30 protein-coding genes are annotated in these 21,013 nt (G+C 47.7%); 21 read left to right on the top strand and 9 right to left on the bottom strand.

Annotated elements, in window-relative coordinates; genetic code table 11:
- The first annotated feature begins 109 nt into the window (after positions 1-109).
- The 4 genes from AB5903_RS19140 to AB5903_RS19125 all read left to right on the top strand — a co-directional run bounded on the left by AB5903_RS19140 (position 110) and on the right by AB5903_RS19125 (position 4,670).
- The gene (locus tag AB5903_RS19140) at positions 110-997 is read left to right on the top strand and encodes a RagB/SusD family nutrient uptake outer membrane protein (RefSeq protein WP_368118113.1); all 888 of its coding nucleotides are present in this window, start codon (positions 110-112) and stop codon (positions 995-997) included.
- A 13-nt stretch (positions 998-1,010) separates the two neighbouring features.
- A complete protein-coding gene (locus AB5903_RS19135; protein WP_229127163.1) occupies positions 1,011-2,729 on the top strand; it encodes a DUF5123 domain-containing protein in 1,719 nt (572 codons plus the stop codon).
- Positions 2,730-2,768: 39 nt separating this feature from the next.
- Entirely contained in the window at positions 2,769-4,109 is a 1,341-nt protein-coding gene (locus AB5903_RS19130; protein ID WP_368118112.1) for a polysaccharide lyase family 1 protein, read from the top strand.
- Between the two features lie 318 nt (positions 4,110-4,427).
- A complete protein-coding gene (locus AB5903_RS19125; RefSeq protein ID WP_007751495.1) occupies positions 4,428-4,670 on the top strand; it encodes a hypothetical protein in 243 nt (80 codons plus the stop codon).
- Positions 4,671-5,078: 408 nt separating this feature from the next.
- Here AB5903_RS19125 and AB5903_RS19120 read toward each other — a convergent pair whose 3' ends face one another.
- Positions 5,079-5,729, bottom strand: coding sequence for a helix-turn-helix transcriptional regulator (locus AB5903_RS19120; RefSeq protein WP_048919115.1), 651 nt, complete (start codon positions 5,727-5,729; stop codon positions 5,079-5,081).
- Between the two features lie 169 nt (positions 5,730-5,898).
- Between AB5903_RS19120 and AB5903_RS19115 the strand changes: the two genes are divergently transcribed.
- The 16 genes from AB5903_RS19115 (at position 5,899) to AB5903_RS19040 (ending at position 14,087) form a co-directional block, all read left to right on the top strand.
- A complete protein-coding gene (locus tag AB5903_RS19115; RefSeq protein WP_007751500.1) occupies positions 5,899-6,114 on the top strand; it encodes a hypothetical protein in 216 nt (71 codons plus the stop codon).
- A gap of 21 nt (positions 6,115-6,135) precedes the next feature.
- Positions 6,136-6,528 carry a hypothetical protein gene (locus AB5903_RS19110; RefSeq protein WP_007758936.1) on the top strand — a complete coding sequence of 131 codons (393 nt, stop codon included), beginning with the start codon at positions 6,136-6,138 and terminating at the stop codon, positions 6,526-6,528.
- 145 nt (positions 6,529-6,673) lie between these two features.
- Positions 6,674-6,940 carry a hypothetical protein gene (locus tag AB5903_RS19105; protein ID WP_007751507.1) on the top strand — a complete coding sequence of 89 codons (267 nt, stop codon included), beginning with the start codon at positions 6,674-6,676 and terminating at the stop codon, positions 6,938-6,940.
- Between the two features lie 61 nt (positions 6,941-7,001).
- On the top strand, positions 7,002-7,382 hold the full coding sequence (locus AB5903_RS19100) for a hypothetical protein (RefSeq protein ID WP_007758937.1): 381 nt from the start codon (positions 7,002-7,004) through the stop codon (positions 7,380-7,382).
- A gap of 11 nt (positions 7,383-7,393) precedes the next feature.
- Positions 7,394-9,499: a hypothetical protein gene (locus tag AB5903_RS19095; protein ID WP_032558185.1), complete on the top strand. Its 2,106-nt coding sequence runs from the start codon at positions 7,394-7,396 to the stop codon at positions 9,497-9,499.
- A 36-nt stretch (positions 9,500-9,535) separates the two neighbouring features.
- The gene (locus AB5903_RS19090) at positions 9,536-10,417 is read left to right on the top strand and encodes an ATP-binding protein (protein ID WP_007751516.1); all 882 of its coding nucleotides are present in this window, start codon (positions 9,536-9,538) and stop codon (positions 10,415-10,417) included.
- On the top strand, positions 10,414-10,671 hold the full coding sequence (locus AB5903_RS19085) for a hypothetical protein (RefSeq protein WP_007751518.1): 258 nt from the start codon (positions 10,414-10,416) through the stop codon (positions 10,669-10,671). The genes AB5903_RS19090 and AB5903_RS19085 overlap by 4 nt, the downstream gene beginning before the upstream one ends.
- On the top strand, positions 10,640-11,302 hold the full coding sequence (locus tag AB5903_RS19080; RefSeq protein WP_032558186.1) for an ATP-binding protein: 663 nt from the start codon (positions 10,640-10,642) through the stop codon (positions 11,300-11,302). Before AB5903_RS19085 ends, AB5903_RS19080 begins: the two co-directional genes overlap by 32 nt.
- A complete protein-coding gene (locus AB5903_RS19075) occupies positions 11,283-11,504 on the top strand; it encodes a hypothetical protein (RefSeq protein ID WP_007751522.1) in 222 nt (73 codons plus the stop codon). The genes AB5903_RS19080 and AB5903_RS19075 overlap by 20 nt, the downstream gene beginning before the upstream one ends.
- A 188-nt stretch (positions 11,505-11,692) precedes the next feature.
- Complete coding sequence (locus AB5903_RS19070) at positions 11,693-11,974, top strand: DUF4406 domain-containing protein (RefSeq protein WP_306434009.1); 282 nt, start codon at positions 11,693-11,695, stop codon at positions 11,972-11,974.
- Between the two features lie 18 nt (positions 11,975-11,992).
- A complete protein-coding gene (locus AB5903_RS19065; RefSeq protein WP_007562534.1) occupies positions 11,993-12,226 on the top strand; it encodes a hypothetical protein in 234 nt (77 codons plus the stop codon).
- Position 12,227: 1 nt separating this feature from the next.
- On the top strand, positions 12,228-12,650 hold the full coding sequence (locus AB5903_RS19060) for a hypothetical protein (RefSeq protein ID WP_007562532.1): 423 nt from the start codon (positions 12,228-12,230) through the stop codon (positions 12,648-12,650).
- Positions 12,651-12,656: 6 nt separating this feature from the next.
- Entirely contained in the window at positions 12,657-12,842 is a 186-nt protein-coding gene (locus tag AB5903_RS19055) for a hypothetical protein (RefSeq protein ID WP_007562531.1), read from the top strand.
- Positions 12,829-13,026: a hypothetical protein gene (locus AB5903_RS19050; protein ID WP_007562529.1), complete on the top strand. Its 198-nt coding sequence runs from the start codon at positions 12,829-12,831 to the stop codon at positions 13,024-13,026. The genes AB5903_RS19055 and AB5903_RS19050 overlap by 14 nt, the downstream gene beginning before the upstream one ends.
- An 18-nt stretch (positions 13,027-13,044) precedes the next feature.
- Entirely contained in the window at positions 13,045-13,707 is a 663-nt protein-coding gene (locus tag AB5903_RS19045) for a DUF3164 family protein (RefSeq protein ID WP_007751532.1), read from the top strand.
- A gap of 110 nt (positions 13,708-13,817) precedes the next feature.
- Positions 13,818-14,087, top strand: coding sequence for a hypothetical protein (locus AB5903_RS19040; RefSeq protein ID WP_007562525.1), 270 nt, complete (start codon positions 13,818-13,820; stop codon positions 14,085-14,087).
- Here the strand turns inward: AB5903_RS19040 and AB5903_RS19035 are convergent.
- Both AB5903_RS19035 and AB5903_RS19030 read right to left on the bottom strand, forming a co-directional pair.
- Positions 14,070-14,531, bottom strand: coding sequence for a hypothetical protein (locus AB5903_RS19035; protein WP_007562523.1), 462 nt, complete (start codon positions 14,529-14,531; stop codon positions 14,070-14,072). The genes AB5903_RS19040 and AB5903_RS19035 overlap by 18 nt on opposite strands.
- 4 nt (positions 14,532-14,535) lie before the next feature.
- Positions 14,536-15,159 (bottom strand): hypothetical protein, encoded by a 624-nt coding sequence (locus tag AB5903_RS19030; RefSeq protein ID WP_172772470.1) that lies wholly within the window; start codon positions 15,157-15,159, stop codon positions 14,536-14,538.
- A gap of 68 nt (positions 15,160-15,227) precedes the next feature.
- On the opposite strand from AB5903_RS19030, the gene AB5903_RS19025 reads away from it, so the two are divergent.
- Entirely contained in the window at positions 15,228-15,476 is a 249-nt protein-coding gene (locus AB5903_RS19025) for a hypothetical protein (RefSeq protein WP_007562519.1), read from the top strand.
- Here the strand turns inward: AB5903_RS19025 and AB5903_RS19020 are convergent.
- From AB5903_RS19020 to AB5903_RS18995, 6 genes are all read right to left on the bottom strand, one after another.
- Positions 15,438-16,943 carry a toxin glutamine deamidase domain-containing protein gene (locus AB5903_RS19020; protein ID WP_007562518.1) on the bottom strand — a complete coding sequence of 502 codons (1,506 nt, stop codon included), beginning with the start codon at positions 16,941-16,943 and terminating at the stop codon, positions 15,438-15,440. The two genes, AB5903_RS19025 and AB5903_RS19020, sit on opposite strands and share 39 nt — an antisense overlap.
- A 38-nt stretch (positions 16,944-16,981) precedes the next feature.
- Positions 16,982-18,334 carry a DUF935 family protein gene (locus AB5903_RS19015; protein WP_007562517.1) on the bottom strand — a complete coding sequence of 451 codons (1,353 nt, stop codon included), beginning with the start codon at positions 18,332-18,334 and terminating at the stop codon, positions 16,982-16,984.
- Positions 18,335-18,346: 12 nt separating this feature from the next.
- Positions 18,347-18,772 (bottom strand): phage protein Gp36 family protein, encoded by a 426-nt coding sequence (locus tag AB5903_RS19010; protein WP_007562516.1) that lies wholly within the window; start codon positions 18,770-18,772, stop codon positions 18,347-18,349.
- A 21-nt stretch (positions 18,773-18,793) separates the two neighbouring features.
- A complete protein-coding gene (locus AB5903_RS19005) occupies positions 18,794-20,326 on the bottom strand; it encodes a hypothetical protein (protein ID WP_007562515.1) in 1,533 nt (510 codons plus the stop codon).
- An 11-nt stretch (positions 20,327-20,337) separates the two neighbouring features.
- A complete protein-coding gene (locus tag AB5903_RS19000; protein ID WP_007562513.1) occupies positions 20,338-20,781 on the bottom strand; it encodes a helix-turn-helix domain-containing protein in 444 nt (147 codons plus the stop codon).
- 28 nt (positions 20,782-20,809) lie between these two features.
- A partial coding sequence (locus tag AB5903_RS18995) for a hypothetical protein (protein WP_368118111.1) occupies positions 20,810-21,013 on the bottom strand: 204 nt, incomplete at its 5' end.

Genomic DNA, 21,013 nt, shown 5'->3' with positions numbered 1-21,013 from the left:
TGACAAACTTTTCAAAGAACTCATTTTATTTACTGCCAGAGCCGCTTAGGCGTGGCGAATTTTTAACGAATTATTGACTTGTGAGATATTCCGTTATGAAAATTCAGGAATGAGTTCTATTATTCAGAAGCCATTTTCCGAACTTAATGTTGGTTGTGGCAAATGGAACCGTCTATTTATGGAATCACCGTTGGGCAGTACATCTAATAAAGGTACAGGGATCAATTATACGTATATGCGCTATGCCGATGTGTTGTTGATGTATGCGGAAGCTGCCAATGAAAACCATGACGGGCCGACGACCGAAGCTAAGGATGCCTTGAAGCAGGTGCGTAAAAGGGCTTTTGCAGAAAAAGACCATGCTGAAAAGGTAGAGGCTTATGTGGATGCTTTGGGGACAAAAGAAGATTTCTTCAATGCTATTGTTCAGGAACGTGCCTGGGAATTTGGCGGAGAAAAGCATAGACGTTACGATTTGGCACGTTGGAATCTGTATGGAAAAACATTATATAATTTGTATTTCGATTGGATTGAATTGGGTAAAGTAGCCCGTACTAAGCAGTATGAAAATACGGAAACTCCTTTTGAAAATCCTACTTATGATGCACGCTTTGATTCTTATCCGGCTGTAGCCTATTATAAAATGGTACCGGCGGATAAAACGCTGTTCCCGGTATGTGTAGCCGAAACAATGGATTGGTACAAAGAAGGGGACATCAATTCTTATGATGAGGCGCTACCTGCATATCCTTCCCAAAATCCTTCCGGTTACTCGCGTGTAGATATGTGTGTTCAATATTGTACGCAAGTTAAAAACGCCAGTCCTCGCCGGTGGGAACCGTCTGCCCGTATTCTGCATTCTTTCTATGGCTATATTAATGCATCGAATGCCGGGGCTGTGAATCCCGAAACGGATCCGGTACGCTATTTGGTTCCTATACCGCCGGACGCATTGTCAAGCCATCAGGGATTATTGAAAAATTATTATGGATATTAAAACTAACAGTAGGATGAAAACAAAATATATAGTGCCGCTTTTACTTTTCTGTCTGTTTGCTTGTATAGCATGTGAAGACGAGACGACAGAGATGCCCCGTTTATTCAGACCTTCCTTTATTGCTTCGTCCTGTTTTGCAGAAAGCAATACTATAACGCTGGCTTGGAGAACATCCGGCGAAGCAACTTCATATACGGTAGAGCTTTCTCAGGATGCCATGTTTCAGCCGGAAAATATTGAAACACAGACAGTGGAGAAGGGCAAATGTACGTTTGCGAATTTACGTTATGAGACTAAATTTTATGCCCGTGTCAGAGCTAATAATGAATCTCTTGCTATAACATCGAATTGGACGGAAATGGGTTCTTCCATTTCAACTTTGTCCCGTACTATTCCGAAAATACTGTATGCTGTGGAAGGTTCGCAGATTAATGAGACTTCCGTGGAAATTAAATGGGTGGTATCGGAAAAAAATCCGGTTGACGGATTGGCGATATGGGAAGAAGGAACTACAGAGGAAAAACAAATTAGTTTGGAAGATGCTTCTGCCGGACAATATACGATTACAGGATTAACTCCTCGTACTACTTATTATGTGGCTTTGACAAACAGTGCTGCACCGGAAGGAGCAGAAAAATATAATCAACAGAGATTTACCACTGCAGGAATGCCTACCGATGCAGTTGTGGTGGAAGATGGAGTTGATTTGATGGATAAGATTAAGGCCGGTATGGATGATACAAGTAAGCAGGCTCTTGTTTTCCAATTGAAGAATGGCGTTGATTATTACCTGACAACAGGCGGGGAAGTCGCTGCGAAAACCAGCGATATTAAATTGACCAAAAGCATTGCTCTTCTTGCTAACCCGGGAGAACGTCCTACCTTGTACATTCGCGAGGGGGGCTTCATTGTGAAACCGGAAGTTGGCAATATGCCGAATATTGAATATTTTATTGTTGATAATGTGAATATTAAGGAAACATGGACTGAGAGTAAGCCTAGTAAAGGTAGTAAAACACGTTTGTTGAATATAGGGAAACACAATACCGGTACTGATTTTACAATAGACAGATTTGAAATTACAAACTCGGATATAGTTTTACCATCTACCGTTTTAATGATGAGTGATGCCAGTGAAGGAGTAACCACAATCAACCATATCCGTATAGATAATTGTTTGGTTTCCGGTATTAATGATACAAAAAATGTAACAAAACAATTCGGTTTTATTCATGCTATAAATAAAGGCTCTAATGTATGGAATGATGTCTCCGTCACTAATTCCACATTCTATGAGTTCTATATTTCACCGGGTGTGTTTGGAGCACCTACTGCTGATATCCCTATTGCGGCCGGTAACAAAGTTGTTATTTCTAATTGTACTTTCTATAATTGGGGCTCAAATAAGGATGGCAAAAACACTTATAGGGCTGTTGGGAATTTCTCCAAATTGACTGCGCCGCTAAACTTGTCGGTAAGTAATTGTGTCTTTGGCAGCAGTAAAAGTAAAGTGCTTGATGCAGGCAGTATTAATTTAAATTCGAAAGTCAACTATTGTACATCGGATTTTGAAAAGATGTCTGATGCCGGTTTGACACTGATTTCATTGGATACGGATGATGCTTCATTATTCCGTAATGTTGAGGAAAATGATTTTACTGTAGTTGATGCAGAGTCAGTCATTTATAAATCAGAATACGGTGATCCCCGTTGGATTAAAGTTTTGGATTAATTATTTGTAAATTTAATACTCTAATTAATGAGATATAATATGAATTTGATAGGATTCTTTTGCCTTGCATGGGCTTTGTTGGCTTGCGGCCAAGATGAAGGGAAAGATAACCCTGGTGTTTCTTTCCCGGATTATGGTGAGGTACTGGCCTTTCCCGGTGCGGAAGGATATGGGCGGCATGCTACAGGTGGCAGAACGGGTGAAGTATATCAAGTAACGACTTTGGCAGATTCGGGCAGAGGTTCTTTACGTGATGCCGTCAGTAAGCCCAACCGTATTATTGTATTTAAGGTTGCAGGGGTAATCAAATTAGAGTCTCCTCTCGACTTCTCAAAGAACTTGGCAATTGCAGCACAGACAGCTCCGGGTGACGGAGTTGTCGTGTATGGCAACCGGGTTTCCTTTTCGGGAGCGGACAATTTGATATGTCGTTATTTACGTGTACGAATGGGCATGAACGGCCGTGAAGGTAAAGATGCAGTCGGTATCGCCTATGGTTCGGATATGATTTTCGACCATATGTCTGTAACTTGGGGACGCGATGAATGTTTCTCCATCAATGGAGATCCTAAAAAGCCCGCAGATCAGCCTCGGAATATCATGATACAGAACTCGTTCATAGGGCAGGGATTGCAACCTCATTCTTGTGGTGGACTTATCCAGACCACGATAAACGATGGAGTTACTTTGTACCGGAATCTGTATATAGACAATAAAACCCGTAATCCGAAAGTGAAAGGACTGAATCAGTTTGTAAACAATGTCCTTTATAATTGGGGAAACGGCGGTGCTTATATTATGGGAGATACTCAGCAGAAATCGGATGCCGATATTCGGAATAATTATTTTATAGTAGGAACTACAGATAATTACGATGGCAAGAAGTTAGGCGCAACGGCTCCCTTTACCCGATATAACGAGCATTTCAGCGCTTATTTGTCCGGTAACTTTTATGATGATAATAAGGATGGCTTATTGAATGGCCGTGAACTGGGACGTGCAGACTGCATGAAGAAGTCGGTTGTAGCAGGAGAGGAGATTATAACTTCTCCTACGTTCCTCGAACGTCCGTCCGATGTACATCCCGAAATAAAAGAACTGATGACTGCTCAGGAAGCCTACGAATGGATTGTTGCCAATGGCGGATCTTCCTTGCCCGTACGGGATGAGGTGGATGCCTATCTTATCGATGAACTGACTTCATTGGGGAAAAAGGGGCTGATTATCCATTCGGAGGAAGATATACCGACAAAGGGACCGGGTAATATAAAGTCGGCGGAAGCTCCTGCAGATACCGACAATGTATGGGGCATAGAACGAAGCGGTTTTTTCAATGGTCGGGAAAAATGGGCGAAAGGTTTTGAAAACCAAAGGGTTTAGGCATGATCGGGAAAATGGGCTGAATATTTCGAAGCGGTTTTTCTCTTTACATGGCTTACATCTGCTTTACGTTTGAGGGGCTTTTCTTCGGATATTCGGGGGATTGCTTTACATCGGGCTTGCAGATGGGGCTAAAACGGCCTGGAAGGGTTTTATTTTCGGCTGTGTGGCCGTTTTATGGCTGGGTTGATGGATTTTGTTATATGATGGTGTGAACGGCTGTGTGGCCGTTTTTTTGTGCCTATTTTTAAAGATGTTGCCTTAAAATTCTTCCAAATAAGTATTATTTGGTATATTTGCAGCATAATAGAAACGAATATGGCAAAAGTGATTCATGTGCATTTGCTGCATAAAATAGACGGGACGAAGCAGAAAGATTGGTATTTCAGCAGTATATCGGCTGTTTATACGGTTCTGACGGCAGATCAGGTGGGGGCAACCAAGAATTACCTGCTTCATGCCGGGCTGTCTGGTAACGGCACAATATGCACGAAAAAGGCTATAATTAAGCAATCTACGCTCATCTCGGGTGGTAGTAAGGGAATGGTTAGAACGATATAATAGCGCCGTTAGAAAGGCTTGTAGGCGTTATTTCTTTGAATGCTGATTGGGGAGCTTATGGCTCCCTTTTTTTATGCCCCTACGGTTGGTTTTATTTGGTTAGGGGTTACTATTGGGGTTACTGTTAGGGGTTACTACTTCTTTAAGTTAGGGGTTACTTTAGGGGTTACTTTTTCAGTTCTCAGAGGGTACGCCCGAAATAGGAAACTATGTTATAAATGAAAGCAAGTGCCGTTTTTCTCTGTTTTCAGAGAGGAAAAACGACACTTGTTTGTGTGATATACCTTATTATAATAAAATAAATCCTTTGATTTACAGTGTATTTACGAGTTTGCTTCAGGTAAATTCCTTCAAAAGTGTGTGCGTGCGTCCTTTTTTAGCCTTCTGTAGGAGGCATGCGTGTACCACTTAGAAGAACTTGCTGATACTTCCGATTACTTCAAAGACATTGATGATGCGTGATTTGTCGAATTCCTGTTCATCGTAGTCATTGGTGTTGATGGGGATGAAGCGCAGCTTGTCCGGATCCGGCGACCTGCGGAGGATTTTAATGGTGCGGATGGTATCCAACACCACTGCATAGATTTCGCCATATTGGATGTCGTTGAGTGTGCATTGGTGCAGGGCAATGATGTCGCCATGGTTTATTTTGGGTTCCATGGAGTGCCCGGTGACATTGCACCAAAGGCTGGCTTTTTCGAATCCCCTTATTACAATGTTGGTGGCAGGTATGTTTACCTGTGAATTAAACACTTCATCAAAGCCCCCGATAAAGTCCACATCGTAGTATGGTGTACCGATGGATGGGTTCATAGATGTGGTAGGCAGAGTCGAAGAATTTGCTTCGTCTATTGTTTTAATGCCGTTCAAATCATCTTTCAACATGCTTCCTGCACCAGTAAGTAACCAATCGGCAGATAATTCCGGATAGGCTAATAGAATTTTTTCAATATTCATTGAGCTCATGCCTTTGCCAGACACCTTTGCTTTCCCAATAAGTCCAACAGAAAGACCGGCATTAACAGTCATTTGATTGTCATTTATGCCCTTTTTCTCCATGAAATATTGAAGTCTTTCTATAAAATTCATATCCTTATATTGATTTTCTTCCATATTTAGTTTGATGTATTGAAATAATTCTATATATTTGCAGCGTGTTTAAGATGTAAACAGCGCGCCAAATATACAAAAAAGGCGTGTGATTAGCGAATTTTAAGGATTAAAGAAAATGAAAGCAAAAGTAATTATAGCTCAAGCAACAGCCGAGACCGCCGAAGCTCTTTACGGACTGGTCAAGAAGATGGTAGATACAACAGCAATCAAGGCTTATCCCAGTGTAGATTATCAGGCAGTTTTCTTTTCAGCTGATAGATACGACTTAGACTTTGTAAAAAGAGTATTGGCGGATAAGTGCTTTTCTTTCAAAATTGAAGATGCAGAATAATACAATAAAATAAGTGAGTTTATGACACAGCAAGAATTTATGGAACGGACGGGGATAACCCCTACAGCAGAGGATTTTGATTACATCCATGCGGTTTATCTGAACACTTCGATGAACAAGGATGAGTTCTGCAAAGATTTCAAGAAACATGGGGACAGCCGGATTATCCGCGATGTTCATGTGCGAGTGCTGAACTATGAAATGAAATGTGAACGTCAAAAGGAAGTTATCGACAACCTGACCGATTTTCTGATTGGCAAGGCACATGCGTATGACGATACCGATTTCCGCAAAGAAGCGGTAGGGCTGGTCGGTGAGATGGAAGTGGTGAAACGGACCATTGAATTGGGGCTTCCGCTTTGGGATGAAGACAGGATGGTTGTCCTTTCGATGATAGAAGAACAAGGCAAATAGATTGCCGGATAACTGGCAGCCCGGAAAGACGGGCAGGGGCGGCAGGCACGGCCGGAGAGTTGGTAAATCGAAATAAGAAAGCGTAGAAAGCCGTCGGGGTTCGATTCCCCGCGCCCCACGATATAAACTTTTAAAATTTAGAGTTATGGCAAAGAATTTCAATCCGAGAACAGCAGAGAGTCTGTTCAAACAGAAGTTGCGCACGATGATAGGCAGTACGGCACATACGCAGAATATTGCCGACCAGGCGATGGAGCTGGCTGGACAATTCATGACGGAGGATGAGATAAGCAACTCGGATGCCTACCGGGTGATAGAGAATGTGAGCTGTGTGTGTGAGGAAGCGATGCAGGTGCTGGTCGAAGAACTGCAGAAAGGGACACGCCTTCATGAAATACTGACGGGTGATTAGGAAATAGCGGAAGCCGTTGAAAACCTTTGAACGAACGATAACGATTAAAAAGTATGACGATATGAGAAAGCAGATTTTGACAGATAACGAGACCAAGACCTTCTTGATGAAGACATTCGGATGCAGCCGTCAGGCTGTGTGGCAAGCACTGAATTTTGTCCGTGACAGCGATCAGGCGCGCCGGATACGCACTCTTGCCCTGAAGCGAGGCGGCAAACTGACTGACGGGAACTTCATCCCGAACTGCGAAACCACCTTCGAGGAGTGCGAGAAGACCATGACCTGCACTTTCGGTCCCCGTGTAAAACTCGTGGTCCACAGAAAGACCAATGATGTGGATGTGTACGTGGACGGAAAACGGACTGAAACCTACCAATGTGAATTTGTATCGGATTTCATGCAGCTGCAGCACGAGACCCAACAGATGGCATCTGCCTTATAAATAGAAATGAAATGGAGTATTATGGAAAGATATTGTGCATATCCTACAATGACCTGACTTACGATGACCGACCGGTGATGGTGAACGGAAAGGCAGACTACAGCAGAAGCCGCACGCTGAAAGGAGTTCATCCTTCCACTCTTTCCGAAGAAGAACTTGCTCCCATCATGTCGATACCCAATTACAAGAAGTTAGCGGCAAAGGAGAAAATCAATGTAGTTCGATCCGGAAGAGGTCTGGGAGGTTACGTTTTGGTAGAAATAGCCACCATGCCCCTACGGTTTCAGGAAAGGATAAAACTAAAATACGGAGATATGAAAGAAGACGTAATAAGAAACTGGCTCGGCAGCCATTACCACATCGATGCGAAAGCCCGGGAATTTTACACCCGGTTCCGTTTTGACAACGGAGATACACTGCCACCGGAACACATCCAAGAATATACGGTAAACGCTTCGGTAATTGAGGCAGTGATGCGTGCCATGGAGGATGCCACGTTTATGCGAAAGGCCATGAAGGCCGGGCCGGTGAACTGGGGCGAACTGGCAGGAGCCATCAGTTACTACCAAGCAGAGTTCGGACATACCTTGCCTGTCAGTTCCAACCGCTTCAAGAAGCGTGTGAATGACTTCAAGGCCAACGGCTATGAAAGCCTTATCAGCCGCAAGTTCATGAACCAGAACCGCCGGAAAGTGACCTATGACATTGAACGCCTGCTGCTGAGCATCGATGCCCAACCGGAGCAGCCCTTCAATACCACCGTGTGGGAACAGTACAATCTATTTGTGCAAGGAGAACTGGAGCTATATGACCCCGAAACCGGCGAGGTGTTGAATCCGGCAGACTTTACCGACAAGGATGGAAATCCGCTGGTATTGAGCCCGGCCACAGTAGCCAACTACCTGAACAACCCCAAGAACAAGGCCCTTCGCGGTAAGCTGCACATGAGCCAATGGGATTTCAACAATGCCTACCGTCCTTATCATCTGCGCAGCATCGGTGAATATTCCTTGAGTAAGGTTTCTCTTGACGACCGCGACCTGCCGCGCCCAATGAAGGATGGCAACCGAGTGAAAGCCTATTATGCCTACGATGTGGTGAGCGGTGCTGTGGTGGGATATGCCTACAACCGGTACAAGACTACCGAGTTATTTTTAGACTGCATGCGAAACATGTTCCAGACCCTGGACCGGAACGGCATGTATATCCCCGCCGAGTTAGAAGTGGAACACCACCTGGTAAGCGACTTTGCCGACGGATTGATGCAAGCCGGTACCGTCTTCCCCCTGATCCGCTGGTGTAACCCCGGGAACTCGCGTGAAAAACGTGCCGAGCACAAGAACCGCGAAAAGAAATACGGTGTGGAGAAACGCACGCAGGTAGGTATCGGCCGATGGTATGCCAAGCTGGAGGCCAACCGCCCGAAGGAAGAAAAGGTGTATGACGAAAAGAACAACACCTACAAGGTGAAGACCTATAGTTATGAAGAATTGGTAGCCGATGATATACGCGCCATTGAGACCTTCAACGCACAGCCTCACCCCAACCAAAAGCGCTATCCGGGCATGAGCCGTTGGGATGTGCTTTGCGCCCATCAGAACCCGAACCTTGCACCTTGGGACAAGGCCGTTCTTTACCGGTTCATCGGACAGCACACCGAAACAACCATCCGGCAGAACACCTACTGCACGGTGATGTACAACCAATACGGACTGCCCAGCCCGGAAATCATCGAAAAGCTGGAGCCGAGGAACTACAAGGTAGATGCCTATTATCTGCCCGATGCCGACGGAACCATCAACGAGGTATATATCTACCAGAACGGACGATATATCGCCACCTGCAAGCCCGTAGCCCGTTACAATGAGAATACAGCCGAGCAGACCGAGTACGACAAGGCAGCCTATACCGAACAGTCCAAGTATGTAGCTCAATTCGACAAGATGATGAAGGACGGCAAGATCAAGCGTGTGGGCATCCTTGCCAAAGAGGAGGCAAAGCTGATAACAGAGGTACAGGCGGAAGCCGTTCCCCTTCCTGCACAAGCCGAGGAAGAAGATTACTCAGCCTATATGGACATCAGTGCCTTCGAGCATGATGCAGTAGCCAAGATATAATTAACGACGTTAGAACGAATTTAAAACAGCATTCAAATGGAAATAACAAATGAAGTAAAGCAACGTATTGTGGCAGCGATAGCCGCCGACCGTGAAAATTATCCCAGTGACAACCGCCATGCCACGGCACTGGGCATAGCCCCCAGCGTTTACAATGCCATCAAGCGGGGCAATTATGAAAAGCAGGTCAGTGATGCCAACTGGGTAGGTATAGCCCGAAGATTAGGCGTGCAACTGCGTACAGAAATACCTTGGCTGGCAGCACAGACCCCGACCTACGTGTTTGTGAGCAAGCAGCTGGAAGTGTGCCAGGGAAGCGGGCTGAGTGCCATCCTGTGCGATATGCCCAATATCGGCAAGACCTTTACAGCGAAAGCTTACGTGAAGCAGCACAAGCACGCCGTATATGTGGACTGCAGCCAGGTGAAGACCAAACTGAAGCTGATACGCTACATTGCCAAGGAATTCGGTGTGACCAGCAACGGACGCTATAGCGACGTGTATGAGGATCTGGTGGCCTACCTGCGCACGATTGATACGCCCCTGGTTATCCTGGATGAAGCCGGGGACCTGCAGTATGAAGCCTTCCTGGAGTTAAAGGCGCTTTGGAACGCTACGGAACGCTGCTGTGCCTGGTATATGATGGGTGCCGACGGATTAAAGGAGAAGATCAACCGCGCCATCGAAGGCAAGAAGGTGGGCTATACCGAAATGTTGAGCCGCTACGGTGACTCCTACAGCAAGGTGACCCCGGACGATGCGCAGGAACGCGAAAAGTTTCTGAAGGCACAGGCTGCCATCGTCGCAAAAATCAATGCCCCGGACGGTGCCGACATTGCCAAGATTGTTCATAGCACCGGAGGCGGCTTGCGGCGCGTATATACCGAAATCGAAAAATTAAGGAGGATGCAGGCATGATAAGCAAGATAGAAATGCAAGCGATGGATGCTGTTATCGGTATCCATCGCGAGATGAGAAAAGCGAATGAGATAGACTGGGAACAGCGCAGATATGAAATTGCCAAAAGCATGCTTCCGGTAGTAAGAAGCAATTCATCAGGTATAATGTCTATAAAACAAGTTGCCAGACTTGCTGTGGACTATGCTGATGCTCTTATTGAAGAATTGAAAGGAGGTAACCGTGAAACTGAAGAGAGCCTACAGTCCCGGTGAGGTGCTGAACATGAAGATTCCCCGGTTCGAGTTTTCCGGGGACTGGCAAACCTCGATAGGCAACCCGGCCAAGAGCGGCGTGTGGATTATTTGGGGAGCCAGCGGAAACGGTAAGAGCAGCTTTGTGATGCAGCTGGCCAAGTACCTGTGTAGCTTCGGACGCGTAATTTATGACAGTTTGGAAGAAAGTACCGGTTTGTCGTTCCAGATGAGCCTGAAACGGCACAAGATGGGTGAAGTGAAAAAGAAGCTGATTATCCTTGACCGGGAACCGATGGAGCAATTGGAGGAACGGTTACGGCGCAGAGGCAGTCCCGGAATCGTGATTATCGACAGCTTCCAATACAGCGGCTTGAACTACAAAACCTACAAGGAGTTCAAGGAACGTCATCCCAAGAAACTGTTTATCTTCATCAGCCATGCCGAGGGGCTTCATCCGGCAGGTAGAAGCGCCCGCAAGGTGGAATATGATGCCGATGTGAAAATCATGGTAAGCTGTTTCAAAGCCTGGTGCAAAAGCCGCTTTATGGAGCGGCCCGGTGAGCCCTACGTGATATGGGAAGAAGGTGCTGCCAAAACATTGAAGGACGATAATATGGAGGATTATTTGAATGATGGAATGGGAGAATAAGCTGTACCAGATACTCCTGAAAGAACAGGAAGCGGAGGCCGTGGTGGACGATTGGGTAGAACGTAACATACAAAGCGACCTCCGTCTGCGCAGGGCCAAGACAAAGGGACACGTAGTGATAGAAACCAGGGATGTGATGTTTGCTCGGAATATTCAGGTATGGCATCCGTCCTGCCAAATAAACATTAAAGATTTGAAGTGATGGAAAAGAAAGAAGAAAAGAAAGTGTGCTGCATCTGCGGCAAAGAGTATGAGGGCTACGGATACAATCCGTTCCCGGTGAAAGAAGAAGGCTGCTGCTGCCAATCGTGCAACTACAGTGTGGTGGTTCCGGAACGGTGGGAACGACACAAGGCTTTTCAACGTGGTGAAGCGACCGGTGCCGGGAAAGTGTACATCAGCGGAGCCATCGCGCACTATGATATGAATGAGCGCAAGGAAGCCTTCAGCCGTGCCGAGGAGAAACTGATGGCACAAGGCTATGATCCTGTAAACCCTTTCAGGAACGGATTGCCGGATGAAGCTCATTGGAGAGCCCACATGCGGGCCGACATTGCCCTGTTGCTGGCTTGTGACTATATCTACATGCTGAAGGACTGGGAACTGAGCAAGGGAGCCAAACTGGAGCTTGACGTAGCCAGTTCGTGTGGCATTAAAGTATTGTTTGAATAACCTTTTAATAGTGAATGTATGGAAGAAAAACAGAAAGTTCAGGTCGTATTTGAATTTGACCGTTCCGAGTATGACGCGTATCTCTTTTTGATGAATCAAAAGAAGACGAAAGAGGTAGAGCAAATATGGAACACCATGAGCGGTGAGCCTGTGGTTGCGGATATTGATTTGTTTGAAGAGGACAGCCAGTCTGTAAAACTTATGATGATAAGTTTGGCAATTCTTTCAGTGGAGAAAAAAGTGAAAGGATGATATGGCACAGGAAGTAACCAATTTCGCCCGGTTCTATGCATTGTTCAACAAACTGCCTTATCAGGGCGATCGGGAGGAATTCAAAAAACAAATCGTGCTGCAGTACACGTGGAACCGGACAGACAGTCTGAAGGAAATGACGGCCAAGGAGTATGAAGTTTGTTGTACTGCTCTGGAGAAACTGAGCGGACAAGACGAATGGCGGCAGAAACTTCGCGAGGAACTGCGACGGAAACGCAGCGTCTGCCTGAAGCTGATGCAACAGTTGGGTATAGACACCACCGACTGGAACCGGGTGAACGAATTCTGCAACAACCCCCGGATAGCCGGCAAGCCCTTTGTTCAGGTTAGTACAGCCGAGCTGGAACAACTGGCCATCAAACTGCGGGCTATCCAACGAAAAGGAGGTTTAACCGATAAATAGAGCAATATGGATAAAAAAGCACATGAAGCGCTTGAGCGCATAAGAAAAGACGTGACCCTTACGACATCCGATATGGAGAACCAGGATGCAGCGGAGTTTTTCAACGAACTGGCCGACTGGGCGTATGCCAATGGGGAGGCCATGCTGATAGACGATGAACCGGAAAAGCAGGATGATTATGAGGATAGATGACCAAGACAAGCTGATAAAAGCGGGGTTCTGTATAATACGAAAGGATGATTATCCAGGCCCGAGGATAAAGATGTGTACCGGCATAAACGGTGGCTGGAAGACATACAAGAAGTTTGAAACCAAAGCAGAAAGAGACAGGACATTCGCTTTGCTGCTGAAGGATGACAAAGTAATAGCTGATTAACAACTAAAATGATTTAAAATGGAAAAGAACAATCAAAGTGTGGACATCAAGTCCCTGAGTAAAGAACAGCGAGCAGCCCTCATGGCCCAGCTGCAGCAAGAAGAGAAAGAAGACCGCATCGCCCGTCGTGAAACTTACGAGGCATTACGCGGTGAGTTTATGCACGAAGTAAAGACCAACGTTCTTGAGATGGTGAATGCCGTGACCGGGTTCCGCGGATGGCTGGAAAAAGAAGCCGATGCCTTTACCAAGGTGATGAAGGAATACGGCCAGGTGAAAAGCGACGAACAGCGCAGCTATACCATTACGGACGGAGACTTCCGTCTGGAAGTGAAAAGCAACAAGGTGAAAGGCTTCGATGAACGAGCCGACATGGCAGCCGACCGTCTGATTGACTATTTGAAGCGCTACATGCAGAACAGCGAGAAAGGTTCTGATGATCCGATGTATCAGATGGCCATGACCCTGCTGGAGCGCAACAAGATGGGCGACCTGGACTACAAGAGCATTTCAAAGCTGTATGAACTGGAAGATAAGTTCGATGAAGAGTATGCAGACATCATGCGCCTGTTCAAGGAAGCTAATGTAGTGCAGCGCAATGCCACCAACTACTACTTCAGCCGCCGCAACCCTGAAAACGGCGTATGGACCCGCATTGAACCCAGTTTCTGCCGTTTGTAGCCGAAACCCGTTAACCCTATAAACAGAAAGCGCCGCAGTTGTTATAATTGCGGCGCTTTTGTTCTTAAAATAGATGGAAATCAGTTATTTTTGTAAGAGAAATAAAATGTATGGGCAAAGGACGGGATAAAGAACTGATCAAGCTGCGTGACGAGGCACTATGCCGTCGTTACTACTATTGGACAGAAATACAGCGGTTGCGGTTCGACGATGCTTTAAAAGTGTTGTCGGAGCGCGAATTCTTTATATCCGAGGAACGTATCATGACCATCATCCGCCGGAAATCACGTGAGGGAACAGACTACAATCTGAAGCCTGTTCCCAAGGTGAAAGCCCCCCGTCTGACTGCCGCCCAGCTGGAACTATTCCCCATAAGATGACGGCATGGCCGATTCATCGTGCAGTGTGAATGAGAACGTCATTTCATAGACCTTGATGTAATGCGGCATGGCATACGAACGGCTTTTCTCGCGTACCAGCGGCGAAGCGTTGTCCGTGCATTGCAGACACTGCAGCGACTTGTATAATTTCTTGGCCAGCTGCTGCCTTTCCCTCACCTTGTCATACGTGCCGGATGCGTAGCTTGTATCGTCGTAACAATCGATGGCCAGCCGGACGGTCAGTGCGGATTCGCTTTTCTGTGCCCCGTATCCGAGGTCGTGCCAGTCGGAGTTTGTATTTCCGATTAATACACAAGGGAAAGTGACCGGGTACTGGTCTTCTTCTGCTCCCATTTCCAATTGTCCGTAGTCCTCGTCGATGAGAGAGAGTTCCGGCATTTCCTGTGCAATCTGTTCCATGATTGCGATAAAAATTTCGTCCATATCGTTATTGGTTTAAAATGTTGGTAATTTCCTGGTCCACCTTTTCCCGGATACGCCGGTTCAATTCTTCGCTTTCGCCCATGAACTGGCGCTGCGGGATGCGGATGTGCAGTTTCTTTTTTTGGGTAAGCGCCATGTTCCTCCAGAACTGTGCCTGCGGATTCAGTTCCTTCGGCTTGGAACGTCGTTTGACGCGTTTCTTTTGCCCTGTGCCGGTTTTTTTTCTTTTTCCCGAAGCCTTGTAGAACTTGGCCCATGCAAAGCGCCTCATGCGGTCTGTGACGGTGACATCGATTTCCCCGCCCCAGTTGTTGATGGGTGCATAGACCACCTCGTTGAATACCCTTACCCGGTAGTCTGCAGGTGTATATCCGACCGATTTGAACAGATGTTTCCTGCCGGAGAGCAGCGTTCCATAATTGCTGGCGGCATCGGAACCTCCCGAGGACAGCCGTTTGGCTTTGGGCCAAGGGTGAAGACCGCCATTGACAAATCCACCCTGCCGGAAGTTATCCTGAAAATGGTCTTTGGCCATTCGTCCTACCATGACTGGCATTTTGCGGCGCATCATACTGTCCAGCCTGTCACGTTTCCGCTTTATCATTTCCGTAAAATCTTTTATGTCCATAATCATCAGTAATTCAAGAATAATTTATAACTTTGCAACCGAGGCTTCCAATATGCCTTTTATGCGTTATGAATATACCGGAACAAGTAAAGAACGAGGCCCGTGTACTTATTGAGCAATACGGTGACACCTTCGAATACCTTGGTATTTATGAAGGCCAGGAAGCCTATGTGTTCAAGTTTCCGGGGGACTCCTGTACCGGTTATCCTTTCGTCTATCTGTATGACGGTAAAGACGCAACCGAAATAACCGGTCCGTTATCCCTTGACGTTATCGATTCATGTATCGAAAATATCGAGGAAGGAGACATCGAATAGCTTATTGTCAATTCTCAGGACTCCCCTGCAGTTGTGGGAAGTCGCAGCTCCTATTTCACATAAATATTTTACGTCTTTCCATTCCATTCCTGAACCGGCAGAATTATCGCTTTGGGGTTCGATATACCTTAGTTCACCATCCGCAAACCGTTGCAGGATTGTAGCATGACCTCCTCCACTTTTCCAGCCGATGCACAATTCATACACGCCTTCTTCCTTACATACCTCATTGAAATACTCCATGTACCTTTTAGGGGTCATTTTCAGGTATCCTTTGTGCGCAAGCCAGCTGTTTATACTTATATGTTGCGCCGGAGTACCGTCGGTGTTTTTCCAGACTTCAAAAGCACGTCCATTACTCAGATATTCAAGTTTAGACCCTGCGACATTGCCTTTGGCGGTAATATCCCATCCACGTAATCGTAAAGCGTATGCCGGTGCGCAAGTCTGGCAGTTGATACTGTATGGAGTATCCCGTTTTTTATCGTAATCGCTGTTCTTCCGGTATCTGTTTCCCCTTTTATCGCGGTATATTCCTTTGGAATCCAAAATATACTCTTCCACATGTTTGGGATTTGCATTCTGTTTGTCCGCCTTATCCACATCCATAGGTTTTCCTTTTTTGATTTTAAGAGCCTTTTCCATTTCGAGGTTGTTCCGGGCAATGGCCATTTTTTCCTCCCCGGTAAGGTAGTCCGGCATTTCCGCAATCATCTCGTCAATACGGGCCATAAGTTTATCCACCGCTTTTTGGGCACCCTTGTGGGCTTCTGCCTGATATGGATGATTGTCGGAAAACAGTTTGCCGTCCGTTCCCGGATTGTTATCCAGTCCGGGCTGGGGCTTGTTCTTGTCGTCTTCGTCCGGAAGTGGTGTCGGCTCCTCGTCGGTGGCAGTGAGGTCGCACTTGCAGTTCCACCGGTCGCCCGGTCGGTGGATGTTCCAGAACGTGTCATCAATCGGCCGGATGGTATTCCAGAACGGGCGGTGGTCAGCCCCCGGATGAATGGAGGTGGACGGTAGCCATTTGAGGTTGGGCAGAATATCGCGTTCGCGCAGGAACTGTTGCCAGTCAGCCGCCTGATGCGCCCGGATGACCGCCGTATCATACTCCGTCCGCAGCCAGTGACGAACCTGATGGGAAGCAATGGGCAAGACTTCCTGTACCCATTTGTCGAACGGTTTTAAAATGCCGTTTGAATCCAATAAAAGTCGTGCCATGTCATTCTGCATACGATGTACCTTGAATGCCGAGAATACGGCATTGTTCCGGAGTATGGCATTTCTGAAATCCTCGTCCGGAGTAATGGCCTTGGATTTGCTGAACCCTTCCTTTGCCGCCTTGTCCATCTTTGCCCATATTTCATTGAACAGGTTGATTTCGATTTCGGTTGCCGGATGAAAGTCCCTGCTGTATATGTTCAGCAAGGCACGCCGCAGCACCTCTTCGGAGAAGTCAAACTCCATGGAGATGCTGCCATTATCAGCCGCATACAGTCTGTCGACTACCAGTCTAAAGCTGCCCCGTCTGCCGGGGCTTTCACGAAAAAACCTTTGAGCCAGTTCCGGAAGTTTCTTTTCTGTTTCGGTGTCGGTTCATCATCCCGTCCCTTATTCGCTGGCTCCGGCTCCTTCTTCGGGCTTGGAATCTGGTCGGCTTGTTCAGCCGTCTTTTGTTCCGCCTTCAGCTGCTCGTAATTGGCCGGTTTGTCGATACCGAATTCCTCATAGAGATAGTCGTCGTCGATGGGGATGTTGAAGTTCTTCTTCAGCTGCGTGAGGATGGATATTTTGGTACCGGCATCCGTTTCCTTCGGTTCGGGGAAACAGAACGTACCCCCTTCGGTGTTGATGCCCATGCGCAGCAGAATGTCCGTCATGTCGTAATTCAGCACGTTGAGCACGTACTTCCGGTCGGCCTCCAGTACCTTGTCCTCTACTTTCTTATGAACCGTACCCAAAGCCTGCGTGCCTTTTTCGGACGATTCGGTGGTCAGCGTATTGCCCAGTATCAGTTTGGAAATTTCGTTGTTGCACCGCTCGCAGAGGCGTTCATAGACATCGGCAGACCCTGTTTTGTTTCCGGCTTCCGTGAGTTTGAGTTCCGTGTCCTTGGCATGGAAGAACTGCGCCAGACTTCCGGCATTGGCCGCATCCTCCATGGCCCGCTGGCGTGACTCGTCGTCGTCGGAATCATAGATATATTCCTGGATAGGCATGCCGAATACCTCGGAGAACTGTGCCCAGTCGCCCGTAGTGTTACGTTTGTAGATGACCCAAGGTGCAGCCTTGGCCAACAGCCCCAAATCGGACGGTGAACCCACAAACAGCAGGTCGGTATATTCATTCCAGGAATGGCCGGTAATGTCCGTCTGGTGGCGCAGGATGAGTTCCCTGACCGGATCCACATGCTTGCGTGGTACCAGGTCATAATCCACCCACTCCTGCAGCTTGTAGAACTGGCAGAGCGAGAAGCCCCAGAATTTCGCATCAAGGATGTCACCCACCAGCCGGTTGAACCAGGGCGACTGTATCTGTTCGTTGATTTTATCGTCGGGCTTCCCGTCCACCCGGAATTCCATGTTGGAGCACAGCACGGCATTCTTTCGCTTTTCGAGCACACAGGAAAGGTGGGTATCCATCAGAATGTCCTCGTAGAGGTCATAAAGTTTGTAACGTCGCGAGAAATCGACATTCTCGGCCACCCTTACGGCTGCCATGTAGTCGGAAATGTCCAGCCCGAAGCGTTTGGGCTGTGTGAGCACAATCACATTCGGTCTCTTTTGTCCCGGCAACGTGAAGTTTCCCCCTACGGTGATGATGCCGGCTTTGTTGTTTTTTCTGTTTTTCTTTTTCATGATGCTTGCTTTTTACCAGTGGTTCGTTCGTTTGCGGTTGCTTTGAATGCGGAAATCCGACCTGCCCGCCCTTTGTTCCTCGGGCAGCAGCGGAGCCCCTTCGATTGAAATGTCCTCGTCGGCCACCGCCTTCATCCATTCCACCGCCCGTTCGTAACGATCCTTGCGTACCTGGGAAAGTTTCTGCGGGTTGTGGATGCAGAAGATGTGATAGACCGCCATGTCGATGACCATCATCAGCACGAGCTGGTTACGGTTCTCGCCGGTGGCTGCAAAAATCTTGTTGCAGTCGTAGCGTTTGCCCAGATAACACCGCATTTCGGCAATGGCCCTGTCCTCGCAAACCTCAATGACCGTTTCGTCTTCGCGAACCAGTGCGTCGAGGATGTCTCGGTGGATGCTCGCATCGTAATCGGTAAGTTCAACAAATTTGCTCATAGTCCTATTGTTTTAGAGTTGTCATAATCTTTTCTTATTCCGTTTTCTTACATCCTTCCGTGATCGGAATACGGGCGGTTCAATGCGCCTGATCAGTTCGTCAATGATACGGTTCGCCCCTTCGACCGCATCCGGTCCGTCGGCCGGATAGCGCATGGTCAGGGTGAACAACTTGAATTGATCCTCCAGTTCCTTCATGTGCGGATTGTCCCGTTCAGCCTCGTTGAGGATGAGGTTCCCCTCGCGGTTGAGCGGTTCAAGGTTGGCCTCGATGCGCGTAGCCTTGTCCGTCTTCTTCTCCTCGTCGCCCCGGATGAACAGCGCAATCTTCTGTTCGCGGCGTACTTTTGCCACCAGCGGTTTGAACACCTGTTGGAAGAAAGGGTCCTGCAGCTTGTTGTTCTCCATGTAGCAATAGACATTGGTCTTGCCCCCGACAAATTCAAGCATCCGGACATACCAGTCAATGAACTCCGCATTGAGCGCCTGTGCCAGGAAAGTCTTGATGACGTAAAGCCTGCCACCCAATTTGCCACAGAGCGAAACCGTCTTGAAGGATTTGCCTTTCTTACCCTTGCTTTCGCCCGGTGCCGGGTCGCCATACACCACGAGGAACTTGAATTTGGAGAGTGCCGGAACCTTGCCGTATGCAATGTTTTCGAATACCTCTCCCACGGAAATCGGGTTGTTGAAATATTCTCCCTGTGCCGCCTTTTTGGATATTTTGGACAGTGTGCGGTCGATGTCCTCTTCCGAGTTCTTTTCCGGCCATGTGGAAAAACCGTTTTTGTCGCGGATGTTCACGATGTCCCAGGAGTCGGCCATTTCGCCCGCCCTCACCACGCAGCAGTCCTTGGCGATGATGTTTCCGCAGAAGATGACCAGTGTAGGTTCGGAAATGGACCTTGTGGGATACAGCGCATTTTCCCACCAGTCCCAGCGCTTCTGGATGATGTCCGGGTTCTTGGTATCCTCGTCCGTATCAAAGTCATCGACCAGCAGTACGTCGGGACGTATGGCCTCGTTTCGCGAACCACGCGGAGATTGTCCGGCACCCAGTGCGCGGAAAGAGACCTTCCCTTTGGTGGTGAATTCATCCTCGGTCCATGAGCCCGGCAGTTCCTGTTTGCCGTAGTATGCCATGATGCGTCCGTTGGCTTCGAGATTGGCCCGGTAGGGATCGAGCAGGCGCACCGCATTGTCCTTGCTGTTGGAGGTCAGAATCACATTCTTTTTGCGTCCGGTAAGCGTGAGATTCATGACGATGAACATGGTGACGGTGGATTTGGCCAGCTCACGGCTCCAAGAAAGCACCTCAAACCATTCATCGTGTGCAATGATCCGCCGGATAGCCTTTTTCTGGAAGTCGGCAAATTCATATTTGACATAATTCGGAAAAAAGAACTTGATCCATTCTATGGGATGTTTCTCAAGATATTCCCGGTGTTTTTCCCGTTCGGCTGCCGTCATGTTCCTATCGACCGGTGTAGCCCTTGCGATGTCTTCTTTGTACTTCTCCCAATCGAGGAGAGCGAGTCTGTCAGTCTGTTTCATTGTCTATCCCTTTATAATTTGTCTTTAATGTACGCATCGGCCAGGCGTGTAATTTCCTTTGCCTTTTCGAGGTCGGCCGCCCGTACCCAGTCGATGAGCCCGGTGAGGACACTGATGATGTCGGCAATGCCCACTTCCTGCTCCATGTTGCGTATGGCCGCCGACAGTTTCCCGAGGATGTCAGCCTCCTTGGATGAGGGGAACCGTTCCCCTTCGGGCCGTTCGGCGATGGCCTTGTTTATTTCGGCCACCTGCCGGTAGAGGTTAGCCACCTGTTCCTGCCTTGTGAGCGTAAGCCCCACCTTCTGTTCCTCCCACTTCCCGGCCCGTACCCAGTTGGACACGGACACCCGTGACACGCCCACCCGGTCGGCGATTTCCTGCTGTGTGAGGTTTTCCTTGAGGTACAAAGTTTTTGCCCATTCCTTTTTCTGGGCATTCGTCAAATCTGCCATAAATCGTCCTTTTTAGTTGTAAATCACGTTACAAAATTGCATGAAAAAGCGGGGTTTGTAAAAGCGCGTACGCATGATGACGGGTTACAGCGTTATGATAACGCCAGAAAACGTTATGATGCGGACGCGGTTTCTTGGTGCCATGGGAATGTTCTATTTTCGCACCATCGAAAGGCGGGGAAACCGCTGGTAAAGACATGACGATGAGCAGATTTTTCAATATTACAACGAG

Source organism: Bacteroides sp. 2201st1_D9_2201SCRN_220225 (assembly GCF_040928965.1).
Classification (GTDB): domain Bacteria; phylum Bacteroidota; class Bacteroidia; order Bacteroidales; family Bacteroidaceae; genus Bacteroides; species Bacteroides stercoris.
This window is presented reverse-complemented; position numbering and strand designations above follow the sequence as displayed.